Source organism: Pseudomonas sp. NY15435, from assembly GCF_048068295.1.
GTDB lineage: Bacteria > Pseudomonadota > Gammaproteobacteria > Pseudomonadales > Pseudomonadaceae > Pseudomonas.
The window spans coordinates 188219-208060 of the sequence record NZ_JBLUQA010000013.1; the positions used below are offsets into that span (position 1 = coordinate 188219).

Consider the following 19842-nt stretch of genomic DNA (forward strand, 5'->3'; position numbering starts at 1 on the left):
CCTGACAACCGGCACCCGTGCCCTGCGGGTGCCCGACGATCCCCGAAACGACGCCCGCGCCAGGGTTTTCACGGCCCCTGGCGCGGGCGCGACGGGGAGCCTGGCCGCGACTCACTGCGCGAACGCGACCAAAAGCCTTTGGCTTGTCATGCGCCATGGCTATAATCCGCGAGCTTCAATAACGGCCGGCGCTGCCCGGTCGTTCCCGCCACCTGTCCGAGGGGCGCTGCAGCAGGTCGATTCGCTTCGGCTTGTCAGGCTCGGACGGGGCGCGTCACGGTCGGCTGCCGCCGATCGCCAAACGCATCAACGGCGCCCATTCGCAGACAACGAATGGAGTTACACATGAGCGCTGCTTTTACTGACTACAAAGTCGCCGACATTTCCCTGGCCGCCTGGGGCCGCCGCGAGCTGATCATCGCCGAGTCCGAAATGCCGGCTCTGATGGGCCTGCGCCGCAAATACGCCGCCAGCCAGCCGCTGAAAGGCGCAAAAATCCTCGGCTGCATCCACATGACCATCCAGACCGGCGTACTGATCGAGACGCTGACTGCGCTGGGCGCCGAAGTGCGCTGGTCGAGCTGCAACATCTTCTCCACCCAGGATCAGGCCGCTGCCGCCATCGCCGCCGCCGGCATCCCGGTGTTCGCCTGGAAAGGCGAGACGGAAGCCGAGTACGAGTGGTGCATCGAGCAGACCATCCTCAAGGATGGCCAGCCGTGGGACGCCAACATGGTGCTGGACGACGGCGGCGACCTGACCGAAATCCTGCACAAGAAATACCCGCAGATGCTCGAGCGCATCCACGGCGTCACCGAAGAGACCACCACCGGTGTGCACCGCCTGCTCGACATGCTCAAGGCCGGCACCCTGAAAGTCCCGGCGATCAACGTCAACGACGCGGTCACCAAGAGCAAGAACGACAACAAGTACGGCTGCCGTCACAGCCTGAACGACGCCATCAAGCGCGGCACCGACCACCTGCTGTCGGGCAAGCAGGCCCTGGTGATCGGCTACGGCGACGTAGGCAAGGGCTCCGCCCAGTCCCTGCGTCAGGAAGGCATGATCGTGAAGGTCTCCGAAATCGACCCGATCTGCGCCATGCAGGCCTGCATGGACGGCTTCGAGCTGGTTTCCCCCTACAAGAACGGCCTGAACGACGGCACCGAGGCCAGCGTTGACGCCGCCCTGCTGGGCAAGATCGACCTGATCGTCACCACCACCGGCAACGTCAATGTCTGCGACGCCGGCATGCTCAAAGCGCTGAAGAAGCGCGCCGTGGTGTGCAACATCGGTCACTTCGACAACGAGATCGACACCGCCTTCATGCGCAAGACCTGGGCCTGGGAAGAGGTCAAGCCGCAGGTGCACAAGATTCACCGCACCGGCGCTGGCGACTTCGACCCGGCCAACGATGACTACCTGATCCTGCTGGCCGAAGGCCGCCTGGTGAACCTGGGCAACGCTACCGGCCACCCGAGCCGCATCATGGACGGCTCCTTCGCCAACCAGGTGCTGGCGCAGATCTTCCTGTTCGAGCAGAAGTACGCTGACCTCTCCGCCGAGAAGAAAGCCGAGCGTCTGACCGTCGAAGTGCTGCCGAAGAAGCTGGACGAAGAAGTGGCCCTGGAGATGGTGAAAGGCTTCGGTGGCGTCGTCACCCAGCTGACCCCGAAACAGGCCGAGTACATCGGCGTGACCGTGGAAGGCCCGTTCAAGCCGGACACCTACCGCTACTGATGTGCCAGAGGGCAGACGAGCAATCGTCTGCCCTCTTTGCCATTGGGCGTCATTGGAAAACTTGCATGGACCTGCAGGACAGCTACAACCAGGCCTGGATCTTCGCCGCCGGCGCTCACGCCGGGCAGACCCTGACCGCCTCGACGCTGCCCTACGCGGTCCACCTGGCAATGGTGGCCAATGAAGTGATGGCGGCCGACCGCGAAGCGCCCATCGAGCGCCTGGCGGAAACCGTTCAGATCGCCCTGCTGCACGACGTGCTCGAAGACACCCCGGTGCCCTTCGAGGAACTGCAGACGCGTTTCGGCGAGTTCGTTGCCGAAGGCGCCCAATGCCTGAGCAAGGTGGTGAATGGCGAGAAGCTGCCATTCGACATCTACCTCCAAAGGCTGGCGACCGGTGCCTCGCAGTATGCGATCGTCAAGCTGTGCGACCGGATCACCAACCTGCAGCCGCCACCCTCGACCTGGGCGCGGAGCAAGATTGCCGAATACCATGTTCAGTCGCAGCGCATCCTGGCCGTCCTCGGCCATGCGCACGAGCCCAGCGCCGAGCGACTGCGCACGAAGATAGACCACTACCGCCGTTACTTCTGAAGTCGACGGCACATGCCGGCAGCCACGCGATGACGCGGCGCCGAAGGAACGACCATGAGTCAGAAAGAACGCCGTTTCAGCTTCGAGTTCTTCCCCGCCAAGACCGAAGCCGGCCATGAAAAGCTGCTGGCCACCGCGCGCCAGCTGGCCGCGAAAAAGCCCGACTTCTTCTCCTGCACCTATGGTGCCGGCGGCTCCACTCGCGACCGTACCCTGACCACCGTGCTGCAACTGGACGGCGACGTGCAGGTGCCGACCGCGCCGCACCTGTCCTGTGTCGGCGATACCAAGGCCGAGCTTTCCGCCTTGCTGGCGCACTACAAGGACGCCGGCATCCGTCGCATCGTCGCCCTGCGCGGCGACCTGCCCTCGGGCATGGGCATGGCCAGCGGCGAGCTGCGCTACGCCAACGAGCTGGTGGAATTCATCCGCGCCGAAACCGGTGATCACTTCCACATCGAAGTTGCCGCCTATCCGGAAGTTCACCCGCAAGCGCGCAATTTCGAGGATGATTTGGCGAATTTCGTGCGCAAGGTCAAAGCCGGCGCCGACTCTGCCATCACACAATACTTCTTCAACGCCGACAGCTACTTCCATTTTGTCGAGCGTGCGGAGAAACTCGGTGTCAGCATTCCGGTCGTACCGGGTATCATGCCGATCACCAACTACACCAAACTGGCCCGCTTCTCCGACGCCTGTGGCGCGGAAATCCCCCGCTGGATTCGCAAGCAGCTGGAAGCCTACGGCGACGATATCGCCAGCATCCAGGCCTTTGGTGAGCAGGTCATCACCGACATGTGCGAACGCCTCCTCGAAGGCGGCGCACCCGGTCTGCATTTCTACACCCTGAACCAGGCTGAACCCAGCCTGGCGCTCTGGAACAACCTCAAGCTCCCCCGCTGAGGATCATTGCTCCGGGCTTACCGTCCGCGATCCCGGCCAGCGCAACGCCGGCGTATCGTGGACGGGGTGCTTCCAGCCATCGGCCGAGCACTCGCCCCGAGCTTGAAATCACGCGCCCTCGAGCCGGCAGGTCGCCGGCCTACAGGAACCCCGCATGTCCTTTTCCTCCCTCGGTCTCTCCGAGGCCCTGGCTGGCGCCGTTGAAGCCGCTGGCTACGCGCGCCCCACTCCCGTTCAGGAACGCGCCATCCCCGCTGTACTGCAAGGCCGCGACCTCATGGTTGCCGCCCAGACCGGCACCGGCAAGACCGGCGGCTTCGCCCTCCCGGTACTCGAGCGCCTGTTCCCCGAAGGCCACCCGGACCGCGAACACCGCCATGGCCCACGCCAGGCCCGCGTCCTGGTACTGACTCCGACCCGTGAGCTGGCTGCCCAGGTGCACGACAGCTTCAAGGTCTACGCCCGTGACCTGCCACTGAAAAGCGCCTGCATCTTCGGCGGCGTTGGCATGAATCCGCAGGTGCAGGCCATGTCCAAGGGCGTCGACGTCCTGGTCGCCTGCCCCGGTCGCCTGCTCGACCTGATCGGCCAGGGCAGCGTCGACCTGTCCCGCGTGGAAATCCTCGTCCTCGACGAAGCCGACCGCATGCTCGACATGGGCTTCATCCACGACGTCAAGAAGGTCCTCGCCAAGCTTCCGGCCAAGCGCCAGAACCTGCTGTTCTCGGCGACCTTCTCCAAGGACATCATCGACCTCACCAACAAGCTCCTGCACAACCCGGAGCGCATCGAGGTCACCCCGCCGAACACCACGGTCGAGCGCATCGAACAACGTGTGTTCCGCATTCCTTCCGTGCAGAAGCGCGCCCTCCTCGCGCACCTGGTGACCATGGGCGCCTGGGAGCAGGTGCTGGTGTTCACCCGCACCAAGCACGGCGCCAATCGCCTGGCCGAGTACCTGACCAAGCACGGCCTGCCGTCTGCAGCGATCCACGGCAACAAGAGCCAGAACGCGCGCACCAAGGCCCTGGCCGATTTCAAGGCCAACGACGTGCGCATCCTGGTCGCCACCGACATCGCCGCCCGCGGCCTTGACATCGACCAGTTGCCCCACGTGGTCAACTACGAGCTGCCTAACGTCGAGGAAGACTATGTCCACCGCATCGGCCGTACCGGCCGCGCCGGTCGCACCGGTGAAGCCATCTCGCTGGTGGCGCCGGACGAGGACAAGCTGCTCAAGGCCATCGAGCGCCTGACCAAGCAGCGCATCCCCGATGGCGACATGCAGGGCTTCGACCCCGACACAGTGCTGCCGGAAGTCCAGCAGCCCGAAGCGAAGGAAGCTCCCCAGCGCCAGCCGCGCAAGGACAAAGCCAAGCGCGGCGAGCGCAAGGACCGTAACAAGGACAAACCGCAGCAGGCACAGGGCGAAGAGCAACAGAACGCCGCCCCCGCCGCTGAGGGCGAATCCGCTGACGGCGACAAGCCCGCCGGCAAACGCCGCCGTCGTGGCGGCCGAGGCAAGAAGAAGGGTGATGGCCAGGGCAGTGATGCTCAGCCGAACGCCAGCGCCAGCGATCAGCCGCGCGAGCCTCGTCAACCGCGTCAGCCCCGCCAGCAGGACCAGCAGGGCCAAGGTCGTCAGCAGCAGGCCAGGCCAGCTCGCGCACCGAAGGCCGACGGCAATCGCGACCCTGAAGAATTCCTCGACGACGACTTCGACAACTTCGGCAACCGCGCTGATTACGTCAGCCCGTTCCCGGACAAGGACCAGCAGCGTGGCCAGCGCCGCCGTGGCGGTCAGGGGCAAGGCCAGGGCCAGAACCAGGGCCAGCAGCGCCCTCGCAGCCAGGGTGCCCAGGGCGGCGGCCAGGGCGGAAGCGGCCAAGGCCGCAGCCAGGGTCAAGGACAAGGTCAGGGCCGCGCCGCCAAGAAGCCTAACGGCGGTGGTCGTCCTCAGGGCCAAGGCCAGGGCGGCAACGCTCAGGGCAAGGCCGGCCAGCGCAAGCGCGGTGGCAAGGCTCCGGCTTCCCGCATGAACGACGCCCCGCTGCGTGAGCCGAGCGAATATGGCGCCGCCAAGCCGACCCGCCAGCCGGTAGTGATCAACAAGCGCGACCTGGTCCGCACTGATCGCTTCCCGACGCCGGAGCAGCTGGAAGAGCTGGAGCCGCGCCGCAAGACCGAGCGTCCCGCGCTGCTGACCCGCAACCGCGAGTGATGCCGTAAAAGAAACCGCCCTTCGGGGCGGTTTCTTTTTGCCTGGGAGTTATGGGGCTCCCTGGATACCGGAAGGCTTTTCGTCGGAGCGAGCTTGCTCGCGAACCGGGTCCGCAGCGGAGCTTGTTCGCGAGCAAGCGCGCTCCTACAAGAGCCGCGCCCTCGCACACCGAACAAGCACAAAAAAGCCGCCCGAAGGCGGCTTTTTTAACGCTGACGCTGCCCTCACAGCACCTGCCGCAGGAAGGTCTGCGCGCGCGCATCCTTGGGCTGGGCGAAGAACTCCGCCGGAGGGGCGTCTTCCAGCAGCTTGCCGTGATCGAAGAACAGCACGCGGTCCGCCACTTCACGGGCAAAGCCCATCTCGTGGGTCACGCAGACCATGGTCATGCCTTCCAGCGCCAGGGTCTTCATCACGTCCAGCACCTCGCCGACCATCTCCGGGTCGAGCGCCGAGGTGGGTTCGTCGAACAGCATCACCTTCGGGTCCATACACAGCGCACGGGCAATGGCCACGCGCTGCTGCTGGCCGCCGGAGAGACGCGACGGGTATTCGTTGGCCTTCTGGCCGATGCCGACCTTCTCCAGCAATGCTTTTGCCTTGGCTTCGCGCTCGGCCTTGCCGCGCTTGCGCACGACTTTCTGCGCCAGGCAAAGGTTCTCCAACACGGTCATGTGCGGGAACAGGTTGAAATGCTGGAACACCATGCCGACTTCGCGGCGGTAGGCGTTGATGTCGGTCTTCGGGTTGGCGAGATCGAGGCCATCGATACTCACCGAGCCTTCGTCGAATTCTTCCAGGCCGTTCAGGCAGCGCAGGAAGGTGGACTTGCCCGAGCCGGACGGCCCGATCACCACCACCACTTCACCCTTGGCTACGCCGGTGGTGACGTCATCCACTGCGCGCACGACCTGCCCGCGGGTATCGAAGACCTTGGTCAGGTTACGGACTTCAATCACTTTGGCCGAGCCTCCGCTCCAGGCGCCCCGCCAGATGCGACAGCGGCAGGTTGATCACGAGGTAGAGCGCGGCGACGCAGAACCAGATCTCGAAGGTGGAGAACGAGGTGGTGATCGCCTCGCGGCCGCTCTTGGTCAGCTCGGTGATGGCGATCACCGAGACCAGGGAAGTGTCTTTCACCAGGCTGATGAACTGCCCGGCCAGTGGCGGCAGCACGCGCTTGAAGGCCTGCGGCAGGATCACGTGGCGCATCGACTGCGCGGCGTTCAGGCCGAGGGAGCGCGCAGCTTCGTCCTGACCACGGGCAATGGATTGCACGCCGGCACGGACGATCTCGGCCACGTAGGCGCCAGTGAACAGCGCCAGCGCCGCCACGCCCGCGAACTCACGGGAGAGGTTCAGCACGGTGCCGATGAAGAAGTAGAAGATGAATATCTGCACCAGCAGCGGCGTGCCGCGCACCAGTTCGACGTAGAGCGTCGAAAGGTCGTGCAGGGTCGGGTTCTTCGAGAGCCGGCAGAGACCGGTGAACAGGCCGATAACCAGGCCAAGCGCGCCGGAGACGAAAGAGATCCACACCGTGGTCCACAGGCCCCAGGCCAGCGGGCCGGCGGCCCAGTGGCGGGTCGCGCCGACCACATCGCCTTCGGCGACATCGTCGTTCTCGGAGAACTGCAGGCTGTCGGCAGCCACCATCAGCACCTGCTGCTTGCCGTCTTCGTCCACCAGGGTGACGCGAGCGTTGCCGCCCTGTTCCTCGATCTTCTCTACCCGCGAGATGGCGTCCGCGCGCAGGGGCTCTTCGGCCTGGTAGGCGAAGTACTGCGGGACGCGATTCCAGCGCCATTCGTAGGAGATCAGCGAAGTGGAGTACCAGAGGGCCAGGCCGATCAACAGCAGGATCAGTCCGGTCAGCCCGTGCCAGGGCCAGGTTGCGCGTTTCGTTCTAGCCACGAATCTCTACCGTGAAAATGCGAACGCGCAGGCTCAGGGCCTGCGCGTCGGGTCAACCAGCGTCAGACGTGGATTATTCCATGTCCTTGAGCCAGTCGGTGCTCTTGAACCACTTGTCGTGCAGACGATCGTAGGTGCCGTCTTCACGAATCTGCTTGAGGAAGTTGTTGATGAAGTTGATCGAGTCGTAGTCGCCCTTCTTCAGGCCGAAGGCCAGCGGCTCGTAGGTGAACGGCTGGTCCAGGTGCACCAGCTTGCCGGCGCCGAACTTGCTCACGCCAACGACGTTGTAGGGCGAGTCGTAGATGAAGGCGTCGGCCTTGCCGTTGACCACGTCCATGACCGCTTCGGGCTCGTTGTCGAAGCCGTGGTACTGGGCCTTGGACAGCTGCTTCTTGGCGACGAATTCGCCGGTGGTGCCGATCTTGGAAGTGATGCGGTACTTGGCATCGTTCAGGTCCTTGTAGGACTTGATCTCGCCTTGCAGCTCCTTGCGGATCAGCAGGGTCTGGCCAACCACGATGAAGGGATCGGAGAAGTTCAGGCGCAGGTTGCGTTCCTGGGTCAGGGTCATGCCCGAGCCGATCATGTCGAACTTGTCGGTGAGCAGGGCCGGGATGATGCCGTCATAGGCGGTGGAGACCAGCTCCAGCTTGACGTTCATGGATTTGGCCATGGCCTTGAGCAGGTCCACTTCGAAACCGACGATCTGACCGCGCTTGTTGGTCATCTCGAACGGCATGTAGGTCGGGTCCATGCCCACGCGCAGGGTGCCGCGCTTGGCCGCTTCATCGATGGCGCCGGCCTGAGCCGCGCTCACGCTGACCAGGGCGCAGACGCCCATCACCAGCGATGCCAGGTACTTTTTCATCCCCATACTCCCAAGCAAGTGAAAGAACTTGTTGTTTTTTCCAGCGATCGAACCGGGCGCGCCCAGGCATGCCCTGCGCGCAAAAGGGTGCGAAGCGTACCCCATGCGGCGGATATCTCAATCTTTTCTGGATAGCTGGCGCAGGGTACCAGCAGCGGTGCGCGGGGAAACCCGGGGAAACCGGCGCGCCGCCCCCAGCCCCGCCGCGGGGATGAGGGCGACTCGGCTCAGGATTGCGCGGCGGGCAGCGCCATGGCGCCCTGCTCCGCGACCGGAGCCAGGGGTACGGCCGGGGCATGGGCATCGGCCTTCAGCGATTGCCGCCAGGGACCGATCCACTGCTCCTTGTCACCTTGCCAGAGCGCCAGGTGCAGGCGCGACAGCGCCACCGGGTCGCTCAGCAGTGCCAGGCGACGGTTGCCGTCGAGCTGCTCGGGGCCGGCTTCCAGCGCCTTCTCGACCAGCGCGGTGCGGGTCGATTCGATAGCGGCGGACTGACCGTGGCGGGCAGTGCCCATGGCGCAGGCCAGGGCATTGAGCACCGGGTCAACGGCGGAGCGGACAAAGCCGTCCTTCAGCGCCTGCCAGCGGTTCTGATAGGTGTACTCGTCGGTGGCACGCAGCTCGCGCGGGGTGTCGTATTCCTCGGGAATCAGGAACAGCTTCTCGTCGCGCGACGCCAGGCCGAGCTTGACCCGACTGCTGATCACCGAGACCGGGATCGACAGCATCAGGGCACCGACGATGGGCGACAGCCACCACAGGAAGCGCGGGTTCAGCCATGCCACCAGCAGCGCCCAGCACAGGCCCAGCAGGGTCTGCAGGCCGTGGCGGCGGATCGCCTCACTCCACGGCGTGTCATCGTCGTCACGCTGCGGCGACTTCCACTGCGCTTCCCAGCCGAGGAACGCGGCCAGCACGAAGCGGGTGTGGAAGAGCATGCGCACCGGCGCGAGCAGCACGGAGAAGAACATCTCCAGGAGCATGCTCAGGGTGACCTTGATCACGCCACCGTAGCCCTTGGCGCCCTTGGCCCAGATCAGCATGACGCTCAGCAGCTTGGGCAGGAACAACAGGGTCAGGGTGGTGGAGAACAGGGCGATGGCCTTTTCCGGGTGCCACTGCGGCCAGATCGGGAACAACTGGCGCGGCTCCAGGAAGTACTGCGGCTCCATCAACTGGTGCACCGCCAGCAGTGCGGTGGACAACACCAGGAAGAAGAACCACAGCGGCGCCGACAGGTAGGACATCACACCGGTGAGGAACACCGCGCGGTGCACCGGGTGCATGCCTTTGACCAGGAACAAGCGGAAGTTCATCAGGTTGCCGTGGCACCAGCGACGGTCGCGCTTGAGCTCGTCCAGCAGGTTGGGCGGCAATTCCTCGTAGCTGCCCTCCAGGTCGTAGGCGATCCAAACGCCCCAGCCGGCGCGGCGCATCAGCGCAGCTTCGACGAAGTCGTGGGAGAGGATCGCACCAGCGAAGGAGCCCTTGCCCGGCAACGGCGCCAGAGCGCAGTGCTCGATGAAGGGTTTCACCCGGATGATCGCGTTGTGGCCCCAGTAGTGGGATTCGCCCAGTTGCCAGAAGTGCAGGCCGGCGGTGAACAGCGGACCGTAGACGCGGGTGGCGAACTGCTGCATGCGCGCATAGAGGGTGTCCATGCCCGACGCCTTGGGCGCGGTCTGAATGATGCCAGCCTCGGGGTTGGCCTCCATCAGGCGCACCAGCTTGGTCAGGCAGTCGCCGCTCATCACGCTGTCGGCGTCCATGACGACCATGTACTTGTACTGGCCGCCCCAGCGACGGCAGAAGTCGTCAATGTTGCCGCTCTTGCGCTTCACCCGGCGCCGACGGCGGCGGTAGAAGATGCGACCGAAGCCCAGGGCTTCCTTGCACAGCTCGATCCAGGCTTTTTCTTCGGCCATGGCGATATCGGGCTGGTTGGTGTCGCTGAGCACGAAGAAGTCGAAGCGATCCAGCTCACCGCTGGCTGCCACCGACTCGTAGGTCGCCCGCAGGCCGGCGAAGACGCGCGGAACGTCCTCGTTGCAGATCGGCATGACGATGGCGGTACGCGCATCGGCGGCAATCGGCTCGCTGCCCGCGCTGCTGCCGGAAATGCGGTAGCGGTCGCGGCCGGTGAGCAGCTCCCAGAAGCCCATCAGGGCGGTCCAGAAGCCTGCCGAGACCCAGCAGAAGAGGATCGCGAAGAGCGCCAGCACGCCGAACTGGATGGCGTACGGCACCACCTGTTCCAGGGTTTGCAGCCAGGTCTGGCGATTGATTTCTTCCAGGTCGACGAAGGCCCAGCCCTGGTAGGGCAGGATGCCTTTCATGTAGTAGGTGGCGACGGTGGTCTGGCCGAGCATGAGCAGGACCAGAATGAACCGGCGCAGCGAACCCACTCGCTGCCAGCGCGCCTTGGGCAGGTCGCGCGAGGGCTTGGCGGGGTTGCTGCGTCCGGTCAGGCGGCGCCAGCCGCGCATGATCGGGTTGGTCCGCCAGGGTTCGGGGATCACCTTGGTGCGCTGAATCGGCGGCGCGGCCTTGAGGTACGTGCGGCCGTTGTCGTCCATGCCCAGCATCTGGGCATCGTCGAGGTCCTGGCCATACCCATGGCGCAGTCGCGCACCGACCGAAGCCAGCGCAGCGTCTTCGCCTTGTACATCGCCAGCGAGCTGCTCATGCAGCTCGCTGATGGAACCGGCCTGGGCCAGCCGCTCACGCTCCTGCGCCGAAAGGGGCAGGTGCGCGAGGTAGTCGGCCACCGGCGCGGTGGTAGCGGTGGAGTTATTCATCGGCAGGCAGCTGGTAGCTCCAGGTTTCGGAAATGGTCTGGCCGCCGTTTACCAGCGCAGCGCGCATTTCCGTCGGCTTCTTCGGATCCTTGACCTTGATTCGCAGGGTCAGACGCCAGCCCTTGGTCACTGCGTTGTAGCGCAGTGCGTTTTCCTTCACCTCGGCGTTGTCGTCGGTGCTCACCTGGGTGCTTACCGGGGCATCACCGGCCAGCGCCTTCAGGGTCGGGCCGACGAAGTCGACGACCAGGGCGACGCTGCCGTCAGGCTGACGGATCAGGTTCTTCTGCTTGACGTCGCCGACCGAGCGCAGGGTCTGCATGACCCAGGCGTTCTTCGCGTCGTGCAGGGCTTCCTCGTCCTTGGTCCAGCGCATGCGGTAGGCGAAGTCCAGCGGCTCGCCGGCTTCCGGGCGCTTCTCCGGGTTCCAGAAGGCCACGATGTTGTCGTTGGTTTCGTCCGGAGTCGGGATCTCCACCAGTTCGACAGTACCTTTGCCCCAGTCGCCCTGCGGCTCGACCCAGGCAGACGGACGCAGGTCGTAGCGGTCGTCCAGGTCTTCGTAACGGGAGAACTCACGACCGCGCTGCAGCAGGCCGAAACCACGCGGGTTCTCGACACTGTAGGCACTGACGGAGAGGTGTTTCGGGTTGTTCAGCGGACGCCAGATCCACTCGTCGTTGCCAGCATGAATCTGCAGGCCGTTGGAGTCATGCAGTTCCGGACGGAAATTGTGCTCCGCGGACGGCTGGTTGGAGCCGAACAGGAACATGCTGGTCAGCGGCGCCAGGCCCAGCTTGCTCACCTTGTCACGCAGGAACACGCGAGCCTTTACGTCGACCACGGTGTCGTTGCCCGGACGGATGGTAAAGCGGTACGCGCCGGTCGCACGGGGCGAATCCAGCAGCGCGAAGATCACCAGGTGCTTGTCCTTGGGCTTGGGCTTCTCGATCCAGAACTCGCGGAAGCGCGGGAATTCCTCACCCGACGGCAGCGCGGTGTCCAGCGCCAGGCCACGGGCGGAGAGGCCCCACCACTGGTCCTTGCCGATGATGCGGAAGTAGCTCGCGCCCAGGAAGGTGGCGATCTCGTCCTGCTTGTCGGGGGAGTTGATCGGGTACAGCAGGCGGAAGCCGGCATAACCCAGATCCTTGGTGGCATTGGCGTCGAACTTCAACGATCCGAAGTCGAAACGGGAGGGATCGTACTTGATTTCCTTGACGTCGGTTGCCGTGACTTCGTTGATCTTCACCGGGGTGTCAAAGTGCATGCCCTGGTGATAGAAGCTGATCTTGAAGGGGGTCTTCTCGTCGGCCCAGTAAGCCTTCTCGTTGCGGAAGCGAATCTGCTGGTAATCGGCGAACTTCATTTCGCTGAATTCCGATGGCAGGTTGCTCGTCGGTGCGCTGTACTTCTCAGCAGCCAGCGCCTTGGCCTTTTCGCCAACGTCGTCGAGATTGAAGGCCCAGGCATGGGTAGCGCTCAACGCCAACAGGGCGGAGCCGACCAGTCCGCGAAGGATTTGGCGCGAAAGCGGTTGTTGAACGGAACGGAAAATCACGAGTCCCCCTCGTCCGTGAACACAAAACGATTAAAGCCAGCAAAGGCGATGCCAATCTGCTGGCGATTGAATTCCGACCCCGGTGAGCCTGAATGATTCCCCGATATTTTCCACGGGTACTTCCGGCTCCCGGAGGCGCATTGTTCTAAGTGCATAAGCCCTAACCATCATCCCACGGCGATATGACAAGCTGCCGCGCGTTCAAGCCTCCAGTAGAAAGGTCACCGGGCCGTCATTGACCAGGTGGACCTGCATGTTGGCGCCAAAACGGCCAGTGGCGACCAGCGGATGACGCTCTCGCGCCTGTTCCACGAGTAGATCGAACAACGCGGCGCCCTTTTCAGGTGGCGCCGCGCTGGAAAAGCTCGGCCGCAGCCCCTTTCGGGTATCCGCGGCCAGGGTGAACTGCGAAACCAGCAGCAGGCCGCCGCCGACATCGCTCAATGAAAGGTTCATTTTACCTTCATCGTCGCCAAACACTCGATAGTTAAGCAGCTTGTGCAACAAACGGTTTACTGAAGCCTCATCATCCTGGGGCTCGACGCCCACCAGGGCCAGCAGCCCATGGTCGATGGCGCCGACGATTTCGCCCTCGACCTCGACACGGGCGCCACGCACCCGCTGGATCAAACCCTTCATTCAGCCTCCGGCGGCAGGTTCAGCAGGCGCCGGCCGATTTCGTTGGTGGCGCGCACCAGCGCATCGGTGATGCCCGGCTCGCCCGCCACGTGGCCGGCGTCGCGGACAATCTGCAGTTCGCTGTTGGGCCAGGCCTTGTGCAACGCCCAGGCGTTGTCCAGCGGGCAGACCACGTCGTAACGGCCATGGACGATCACACCCGGCAGGTGGGCGATCTTGTGCATGTCGCGCAGCAACTGGTCGGGCTCGAGGAAGCCGTCGTTGACGAAATAATGGTTCTCGATGCGCGCAATGGACAGCGAGCGATGCGGGTCGGAGAAGCGCTCGACCACTGCCGGGTTCGGCCGCAGCGTGGCGGTACGTCCTTCCCAGGTGGACCAGGCGCGAGCGGCGTGCATCTGCGCGATCTGGTCAGGGCCGCTCAGGCGGCGATGGAAGGCGTGCAGCAGGTCGTCATGTTCGTCGGCGGGAATCGGCGCCAGGTAGTCTTCCCAGTAATCGGGGAACAGGCGGCTCGCGCCTTCCTGGTAGAACCAGCGGATTTCCTGCGGACGGCAGAGGAAGATACCGCGCACGATCAGCGCCAGCACGCGCTCAGGGTGGGTCTGGGCGTAGGCCAGCGACAGGGTGGAGCCCCAGGAGCCGCCGAACAGCACCCACTTGTCGATACCCAGCAGTTCGCGGATGCGCTCGATATCCTGCACCAGGTGCCAGGTGGTGTTGTTCTCCAGGCTCGCGTAGGGCGTGGAGCGGCCACAGCCACGCTGGTCGAAGGTGACGATGCGGTAGATATTGGGATCGAAGAAGCGCCGCGACATGGCATCGCAACCGGAGCCCGGGCCGCCATGGATGAACAGAACCGGCAATCCGTCGGGCGTACCGCTCTCGTCCACATAGAGGACGTGCGGCTCCTCGACGGCCAGTTCATGGCGCGCGTAAGGCTTGATTTCCGGATACAAAGTTTGCATGGCTCGCTCCTGGATCAGTACGTACGGTCGCTCCGGACCAGTAACCATCCTAGGGCCTGTCGCCACCTAATAGAAAGTCGCGTTGCCGCGGCGCAACTTCCATTGAAAGTCTTCGGCCCCCACGGTGTCGGGCATGATACTCGGGCCAGCGAAAAACCGATAAGGGAGTTAGTGAGCCATGCCACGGAAGTTGTTTCTTTCTCTATTGCTGATGCTGCTCGCCCTGGCCGGCTGCGGCCGGGACGACCCGCGCGCGCAACTGGACGCGGCCGTCAAGCAATTGCAGGACAACCTCGAAGCCAAGAATAGCGGGGCCGTGATCGAACAGCTGGCCGGCGATTTCCGCGCCAACGGCGAGTTCGACCGCGACTGGGCCAGGCGCACCATGACGCTGATGTTCCTGCGTCACCAGCAGGTCAAGGTGATCCTGCTCAGCAGCGAGAGCCGGATCGACCCGACCTATGCCAACCGCGGACATACTGACGCGCAGGTCGCGCTTACCGGCGCCGAGAACCTCATCCCCGATAGCGCCGGGCATTACTCGGTAAAGCTGGAATGGTGGCGCGAGGGATCGGAATGGAAACTGGCGAGGCTCGACTGGCAATGACTTCTCCCCTGCAACACCGTATCCGCGCCGCCGGGCTGCTGGTGCGCGACGACGAAATCCTGCTGGTGCGCCACGAGGTCGCCGGCGATGTGTACTGGATTCCGCCGGGCGGCGGCTTCGAGTCGGACAAGGACCAATCCACCCGCGACACGGTGCGCCGCGAGTGCCGGGAGGAAACCGGGCTGGCCGTGGAAGTCGGCCCGCTGGTCTATGTGCGCGAGTTCGCCGAGCCGGTGGCCGGGCGCTTCCACATGGAGCTGTTCTACCGCGTGGATGCCTGGGATGGCCGCGTCAGCCTGGACAACCTGCGCGGCCTGGGTGGCGACGAATTCGATATCCGCGAAGTCGCCTGGGTACCGCGCCAGGAACTGGCGCGTCTGCCCTCCTACTACCCCGCCGAATTGCTCGACGATGTATGGGAGCGTCTGGCCGAGGCGCAACCACTGATCCGCCACCTCGGCCTGCAACGCTAGCGGATTACTGCACCGGTTCGCTGGTAGGCTTGGCGATGATCGCCTGCAACTCGGCGGTCATGGGGAACTCCAGGTTGAGGTTCTTCGGCGGAATGGGCTGCTCGAACCAACGCTGGTAGATGCCCTTGATCTCGCCCGAGGAGTACAACTGCGCCAGCGTCTCATTGACCAGTGCGAGGAATTGCGGATCGTTCTTGCGCACCATGCAGGCGTAGATCTCCCGCGACTGCGGCTCGCCCACCACCACCCAGTGGTGCGGGTCGCGCGCCTTGGCCTTTTCGCCGTAGAGCAGCGCATCGTCCATGTAGAAGGCCACGGCACGGCCGGACTGCAACATGAGGAAGGCCTCGCCGTGATCCTTGGCGCTGACCACGTTCATGCCCAGCTTGTGCTCGGCGTTGTAGGCCTTGAGGTAGCGCTCATTGGTGGTGCCGGCGGTGGTCACCACGTTCTTGCCCTTCAGATCGGCGAAGTCCCGGATCCCGCTGTCCTTGGCGGTCAGCAACTGGCCCTTCACGTAGATGAAACCATAGGAGAAGGCGACCTGGTTCAGACGCTCGGCGGTCACGCCGGTGGAGCCGCATTCCAGATCCACGGTGCCGTTCTGCACCAGCGGGATGCGCGTCTGCGAAGTCACCAGGTTGTACTTCACCGCAAGATCCGGCTTGTCGAGCTTCTGCTTGATACGTTCGACCACCTTGCCGGCCAAGTCCACCGAGTAGCCCATGGGCTGACCGCTGTTATCGCCCAGGTACGAGAATGGCACCGAGGCATCGCGATAACCCAGGGTTATCGCACCTCGGTCAGCGACCTTCTTCAGCGTGCCGTCCAGTGCTTCGTTCGCCTGCGCCAAAGCGCAAACCAGGCTGGACGCCGCCAGCAATCCCAGTGCAAGTCGTTTCATCGGTTCGATCCCTCTTGTTGTTGTGAGTCGGGTTGAGGTTCAGTGCCGCGCGGCAATCACCGTGATTTCCACCAGCACCGACGGCCGCGCCAGCAGCGCCTGTACCGTGGTACGGGTCGGTGCACAGCCTTCGGGCAGCCAGGCGCACCAGACGCTGTTCAGGGCTTCGAAATCGGCGCCGATGTCCTTGAGGTAAATGGTCGCGCTGAGGATATTCGCCTTGTCGGTGCCAGCTTCAGCCAGCAGTGCATCGATCTTCGCCAGCACTTCGCGGGTCTGGCCCTGGATATCGGTGGCCTGACCGGGCACCTGCCCGGAGAGGAACACCAGCGAGCCGAAGACCATAGCGCCGGAAAGGCGGTCGTTGGTGGCGATGCGTGTGAGTTGCATGGTGAGTCTCCCAATTCGATGGAATCAGCCGGCCAGCCGCTCGGGCGTCAGGCCACTGGTGTCGATGCCGGGCTTGCGCCCACCGATCTGCGCGGCGATCAGTTGCGCACTGCCACAGGCCAGGGTGAAACCGAGCGCGCCGTGACCGAGGTTCAACCACAGGCCGCGCGGCCCGCAGGCGCCCACCAGCGGCACGCCGGTGGGCGTGGCCGGACGCATGCCGGCCCATTCGATGGCGGCGCTGTAGTCGCAGGCGTCGGGCAACGTGTCCGCCGCCTGCTGGCGGATCAGCGCCAGGCGCTTGGGTTCCAGGCGCGGGTCGAAACCGACGATGTCGACCATGGCGGCGATGCGCAGCCGGTCGCCGATGCGTGCGTAGACCACCTTGCGGTCGTAGTCCGTCAGGCTCACGTCCGGCGCGTGGTCACCGGCGCGGATCGGCGCGGTCAGGCTGTAGCCCTTGAGCGGATAGAGCGGCAGGCGCGGCCCGCCCGGCAGCAACGCGGCGCTGCGATAGCCGGCGGCGAGGACGACATGATTGGCCTCGAAGCTCTTACCGCCCGCCTCTACTCCGGCCACGGCGCCGTTGCGCAGAAGCAGCTTCGATGCCGGATGTCCATAGACGAGGCGGCAACGGCCTGACGCCTGGAGCCCCTCGGCCAGCCGCTGGCAGAACAGGTAGCAGTCAGCGACCTCCTCGTCCGGCGTATGGATGCCGCCAACGAAGGGCGCGCGCTCCAGCGCCGGGTCCAGCTCGCGGCACTGTTGCGCAGACAACACGAATTGCGCGGCAGGATCGGACAGGCTCTGCCGCGCGCTGCGGAAGCTGCCTTCGTCACGGAAGGCCACCAGCTTGCCGTTGCGCCGCCAGTCGAAACCCGCCAGCCCGTCCTCGCGCCACTGCGCCAGCGTGGCCTGGCTGAACAGGGCGAGGCGCAGCAGGTGCTTCGCGTTGGCCTGGTTTACCGAACGCCTGCAGGCCGCGGTGAACGCCATCAGCCAGCGCCACTGCGCTGGGTCCAGGCGCGGGCGCAGACGCAGCGGCGAATCCCCGCGCAGCAGCCAGCCCAGCGCCTGCTGCGGCACGCCGGCATCGGCCAGCGGCGCGACATAGCGGTAGGACAGTTGGCCGCCGTTGGCGAAACTGGTTTCCAGCCCCGCCTGATCTCGCGCCTCCAGCACGGTGACGTCGAAGCCTTCCCGGACCAGCGCATGCGCTGTGGCCAGCCCGACCACGCCCGCGCCGATGATGCAAACCCGCTGTGCCATTGCCGCCTCACTGCCCGTTCAATCCTGGCCTCGACCTTAGGCCCGGGTGACAGGCGGCGAACAATGAATAAACATGGGCACCCCATAACCTTGCGTTATACGCGCAGAAGATTCACACAAGGGAAGCCGACCATGCGCCTGCGCCATATCGAAGTATTCCAGGCCATCCGCGAGACCGGTTCGGTCAGCGGCGCCGCGCAACTGCTGCACGTCTCCCAGCCGGCGGTGACCAAGGTGCTGCAGCATGCCGAGCAGCAACTGGGTTTCCCGCTGTTCCTGCGCGTGCGCGGCAAATTGCAGGCAACGCCCGAAGCGCTGGAACTGGAGCGTGAGGTAGCGAAAGTGACGGAGAGCCTGCAGGGCGTTCGCCGCCTCGCACAGAGCCTGCGCGGCCAGCCGGAGAATCGCCTGCGCGTGGGCGCCACACCGGCCATGGCGCTGTCGCTGCTGCCACCGGTGATCCGCGAATGGACCGACCGCTACCCGCAGAGCAGCTGCGAACTGGCCACTCAGCATTCCCGCGAGCTGATCCAGAACCTGCTGATGCGCGAGCTCGACCTCGCCCTGACCCTGCAGCAGACCGACCATCCCGGCCTGCGCTCGCAGCCCATCGCCAGCGGCCCGCTGGTAGCCCTGGCGCCGCGCGGGCACTGGCCGGAAGGTCGCTTGGGCAAGGCGCTGACGCTGGGCGAACTGGCCGGCGAGCCGATGATCGGCCTGTCCACCTCCGACCCGCTCTCAGCACGTCTGGAAAGCCACCTGGCCAACGTCGAACCACCGCCACGCGTGCGCATCGCGGTACAGACCTACGCGTTGGCGCGCACGCTGGTGGAAGCCGGAACGGGATTGGCGCTTGTCGATCCCTTCACCGCCCTGGGCGCGGACGAGAGACTCACCGCGCTGCGCCCGCTGTCACCACCGGTGAAGGTCACGCTCTACGCCCTCACCCGCGCCGACGAGACGCCGCCACACACCCAGGCGCTGTTGTTGGAGATGCTGGTGCGTCACGCCGAGGGACAACTGGCGCAGCACCGCTTCGCATAAAAGACAGCCCCCTGCCACACCAGGGAAGCGCCGCCGGGATGCGTGGTCCGGCGGCGCCGCGCCGACAAGCCCTGGCGCGGCAGGAGGCTGTGTAAAACTCAGCGACCGTAGCGTTCGCGGCCCCAGGCGATGAAGGTTTCCAGCATGCGCCGGAGTACCTGGGCGGTCGGTGCGGCGAGGTCCTCACGGTAGCCGAAGGGCGCGTGCTCATCCATGTAGTTGCACTGGGCGAGTTCCAGCTGCACCGCGTGAACGTTGTCCTGCGGCTGGCCGTACTGACGGGTGATGTGGCCGCCCTTGAAGCGGCCGTTGAGGATGTGGCGGTAGGCCGGTGCGTCGGCACAGACCGCCACCAGTCGCTCGGCCAGTTCCGCATCGCAGCTCGCGCCACTGTTGGTGCCGATGTTGAAGTCCGGCAGCTTGCCGTCGAACAGGTGCGGGATCACCGAGGCGATCGAGTGAGCATCCCACAGCAACGCGTAGCCGAATTCTGCCTTCAGGCGCGCCAGCTCGTCGGCCAAGGTGCGGTGATACGGCGTCCAGACTTCGGCAAGGTAACGCGCGCGCTCCTCCGGCGACGGCGCCTGGCCGTCCTTGAACAGCGGGCGGCCGTCGAACAGGGTGTCCGGGTAGAGGCCAGTGGTGGCGGTGCTGTACAGCGGCTTGTCGTCGGCCGGGCGGTTGAGGTCGATGACATAGCGCGAGTAGCCGGCAGCCAGGGTGCTGGCGCCCAGTTCCTCGGCGAAGGCGTAGAGCCGCGGGATGTGCCAGTCGGTGTCGGCCAGCTCGCGGGCTTCATCCACCAGGCCGGCTTCCACAGTCGGAGTCAGGCGGATGCCGGGGTGCGGCATGCTGATCAGCAGCGGGACGCGGCCGCGATTGAATTCGAGAACGTTATCCATGGGGTCTATCTCCAACTCTGGCGAAGAAGAACCTGTAGG

General features: G+C 64.9%; 18 protein-coding genes and 1 riboswitch. Of the genes, 7 read left to right on the forward strand and 11 right to left on the reverse strand.

The window, feature by feature from the left end:
- Positions 1-212 precede the first annotated feature (212 nt).
- Positions 213-325: riboswitch (S-adenosyl-L-homocysteine riboswitch) on the forward strand.
- An 8-nt stretch (positions 326-333) separates the two neighbouring features.
- The 4 genes from ahcY to ACNFH5_RS25930 all read left to right on the forward strand — a co-directional run bounded on the left by ahcY (position 334) and on the right by ACNFH5_RS25930 (position 5460).
- The gene (ahcY, locus tag ACNFH5_RS25915; RefSeq protein WP_416751019.1) at positions 334-1740 is read left to right on the forward strand and encodes an adenosylhomocysteinase; all 1407 of its coding nucleotides are present in this window, start codon (positions 334-336) and stop codon (positions 1738-1740) included.
- A 65-nt stretch (positions 1741-1805) separates the two neighbouring features.
- Complete coding sequence (locus ACNFH5_RS25920) at positions 1806-2336, forward strand: HD domain-containing protein (RefSeq protein WP_416751021.1); 531 nt, start codon at positions 1806-1808, stop codon at positions 2334-2336.
- Between the two features lie 54 nt (positions 2337-2390).
- Entirely contained in the window at positions 2391-3239 is an 849-nt protein-coding gene (gene metF, locus ACNFH5_RS25925; protein ID WP_416751023.1) for a methylenetetrahydrofolate reductase [NAD(P)H], read from the forward strand.
- 154 nt (positions 3240-3393) lie between these two features.
- Positions 3394-5460, forward strand: coding sequence for a DEAD/DEAH box helicase (locus ACNFH5_RS25930; protein WP_416751025.1), 2067 nt, complete (start codon positions 3394-3396; stop codon positions 5458-5460).
- 224 nt (positions 5461-5684) lie between these two features.
- Here the strand turns inward: ACNFH5_RS25930 and ACNFH5_RS25935 are convergent, their stop codons facing one another.
- From ACNFH5_RS25935 to pip, 7 genes are all read right to left on the reverse strand, one after another.
- Positions 5685-6419, reverse strand: a complete 735-nt coding sequence (locus tag ACNFH5_RS25935; RefSeq protein WP_416751027.1) for an amino acid ABC transporter ATP-binding protein — start codon at positions 6417-6419, stop codon at positions 5685-5687.
- Complete coding sequence (locus tag ACNFH5_RS25940; protein ID WP_416751030.1) at positions 6412-7374, reverse strand: amino acid ABC transporter permease; 963 nt, start codon at positions 7372-7374, stop codon at positions 6412-6414. Before ACNFH5_RS25940 ends, ACNFH5_RS25935 begins: the two co-directional genes overlap by 8 nt.
- A gap of 73 nt (positions 7375-7447) precedes the next feature.
- Positions 7448-8245 carry a transporter substrate-binding domain-containing protein gene (locus ACNFH5_RS25945; protein WP_138213898.1) on the reverse strand — a complete coding sequence of 266 codons (798 nt, stop codon included), beginning with the start codon at positions 8243-8245 and terminating at the stop codon, positions 7448-7450.
- A gap of 227 nt (positions 8246-8472) precedes the next feature.
- The gene (mdoH, locus tag ACNFH5_RS25950; RefSeq protein WP_416751033.1) at positions 8473-11046 is read right to left on the reverse strand and encodes a glucans biosynthesis glucosyltransferase MdoH; all 2574 of its coding nucleotides are present in this window, start codon (positions 11044-11046) and stop codon (positions 8473-8475) included.
- The gene (locus tag ACNFH5_RS25955; protein WP_416751035.1) at positions 11039-12607 is read right to left on the reverse strand and encodes a glucan biosynthesis protein G; all 1569 of its coding nucleotides are present in this window, start codon (positions 12605-12607) and stop codon (positions 11039-11041) included. The genes mdoH and ACNFH5_RS25955 overlap by 8 nt, the downstream gene beginning before the upstream one ends.
- A gap of 201 nt (positions 12608-12808) precedes the next feature.
- Positions 12809-13246 carry a D-aminoacyl-tRNA deacylase gene (dtd, locus tag ACNFH5_RS25960; RefSeq protein ID WP_416751037.1) on the reverse strand — a complete coding sequence of 146 codons (438 nt, stop codon included), beginning with the start codon at positions 13244-13246 and terminating at the stop codon, positions 12809-12811.
- Positions 13243-14214: a prolyl aminopeptidase gene (gene pip / locus ACNFH5_RS25965; RefSeq protein WP_416751040.1), complete on the reverse strand. Its 972-nt coding sequence runs from the start codon at positions 14212-14214 to the stop codon at positions 13243-13245. Before pip ends, dtd begins: the two co-directional genes overlap by 4 nt.
- A 178-nt stretch (positions 14215-14392) precedes the next feature.
- Between pip and ACNFH5_RS25970 the strand changes: the two genes are divergently transcribed.
- Both ACNFH5_RS25970 and ACNFH5_RS25975 read left to right on the forward strand, forming a co-directional pair.
- Complete coding sequence (locus tag ACNFH5_RS25970; RefSeq protein ID WP_416751042.1) at positions 14393-14821, forward strand: hypothetical protein; 429 nt, start codon at positions 14393-14395, stop codon at positions 14819-14821.
- Positions 14818-15294 carry an NUDIX domain-containing protein gene (locus tag ACNFH5_RS25975; protein ID WP_416751044.1) on the forward strand — a complete coding sequence of 159 codons (477 nt, stop codon included), beginning with the start codon at positions 14818-14820 and terminating at the stop codon, positions 15292-15294. The genes ACNFH5_RS25970 and ACNFH5_RS25975 overlap by 4 nt, the downstream gene beginning before the upstream one ends.
- A gap of 4 nt (positions 15295-15298) precedes the next feature.
- Here ACNFH5_RS25975 and ACNFH5_RS25980 read toward each other — a convergent pair whose 3' ends face one another.
- The 3 genes from ACNFH5_RS25980 to ACNFH5_RS25990 are packed head-to-tail and all read right to left on the reverse strand — an operon-like array spanning position 15299 to position 17857.
- A complete protein-coding gene (locus ACNFH5_RS25980; protein ID WP_416751046.1) occupies positions 15299-16198 on the reverse strand; it encodes a transporter substrate-binding domain-containing protein in 900 nt (299 codons plus the stop codon).
- Between the two features lie 39 nt (positions 16199-16237).
- Positions 16238-16588: a RidA family protein gene (locus tag ACNFH5_RS25985; protein ID WP_416751048.1), complete on the reverse strand. Its 351-nt coding sequence runs from the start codon at positions 16586-16588 to the stop codon at positions 16238-16240.
- A 24-nt stretch (positions 16589-16612) separates the two neighbouring features.
- The gene (locus ACNFH5_RS25990) at positions 16613-17857 is read right to left on the reverse strand and encodes a D-amino acid dehydrogenase (protein WP_416751050.1); all 1245 of its coding nucleotides are present in this window, start codon (positions 17855-17857) and stop codon (positions 16613-16615) included.
- A 132-nt stretch (positions 17858-17989) separates the two neighbouring features.
- Between ACNFH5_RS25990 and ACNFH5_RS25995 the strand changes: the two genes are divergently transcribed.
- Entirely contained in the window at positions 17990-18901 is a 912-nt protein-coding gene (locus ACNFH5_RS25995; RefSeq protein WP_416751052.1) for a LysR family transcriptional regulator, read from the forward strand.
- A gap of 98 nt (positions 18902-18999) precedes the next feature.
- Here ACNFH5_RS25995 and hutG read toward each other — a convergent pair whose 3' ends face one another.
- Positions 19000-19803, reverse strand: coding sequence for an N-formylglutamate deformylase (hutG, locus tag ACNFH5_RS26000; RefSeq protein WP_416751054.1), 804 nt, complete (start codon positions 19801-19803; stop codon positions 19000-19002).
- Between the last annotated feature and the right edge of the window lie 39 nt (positions 19804-19842).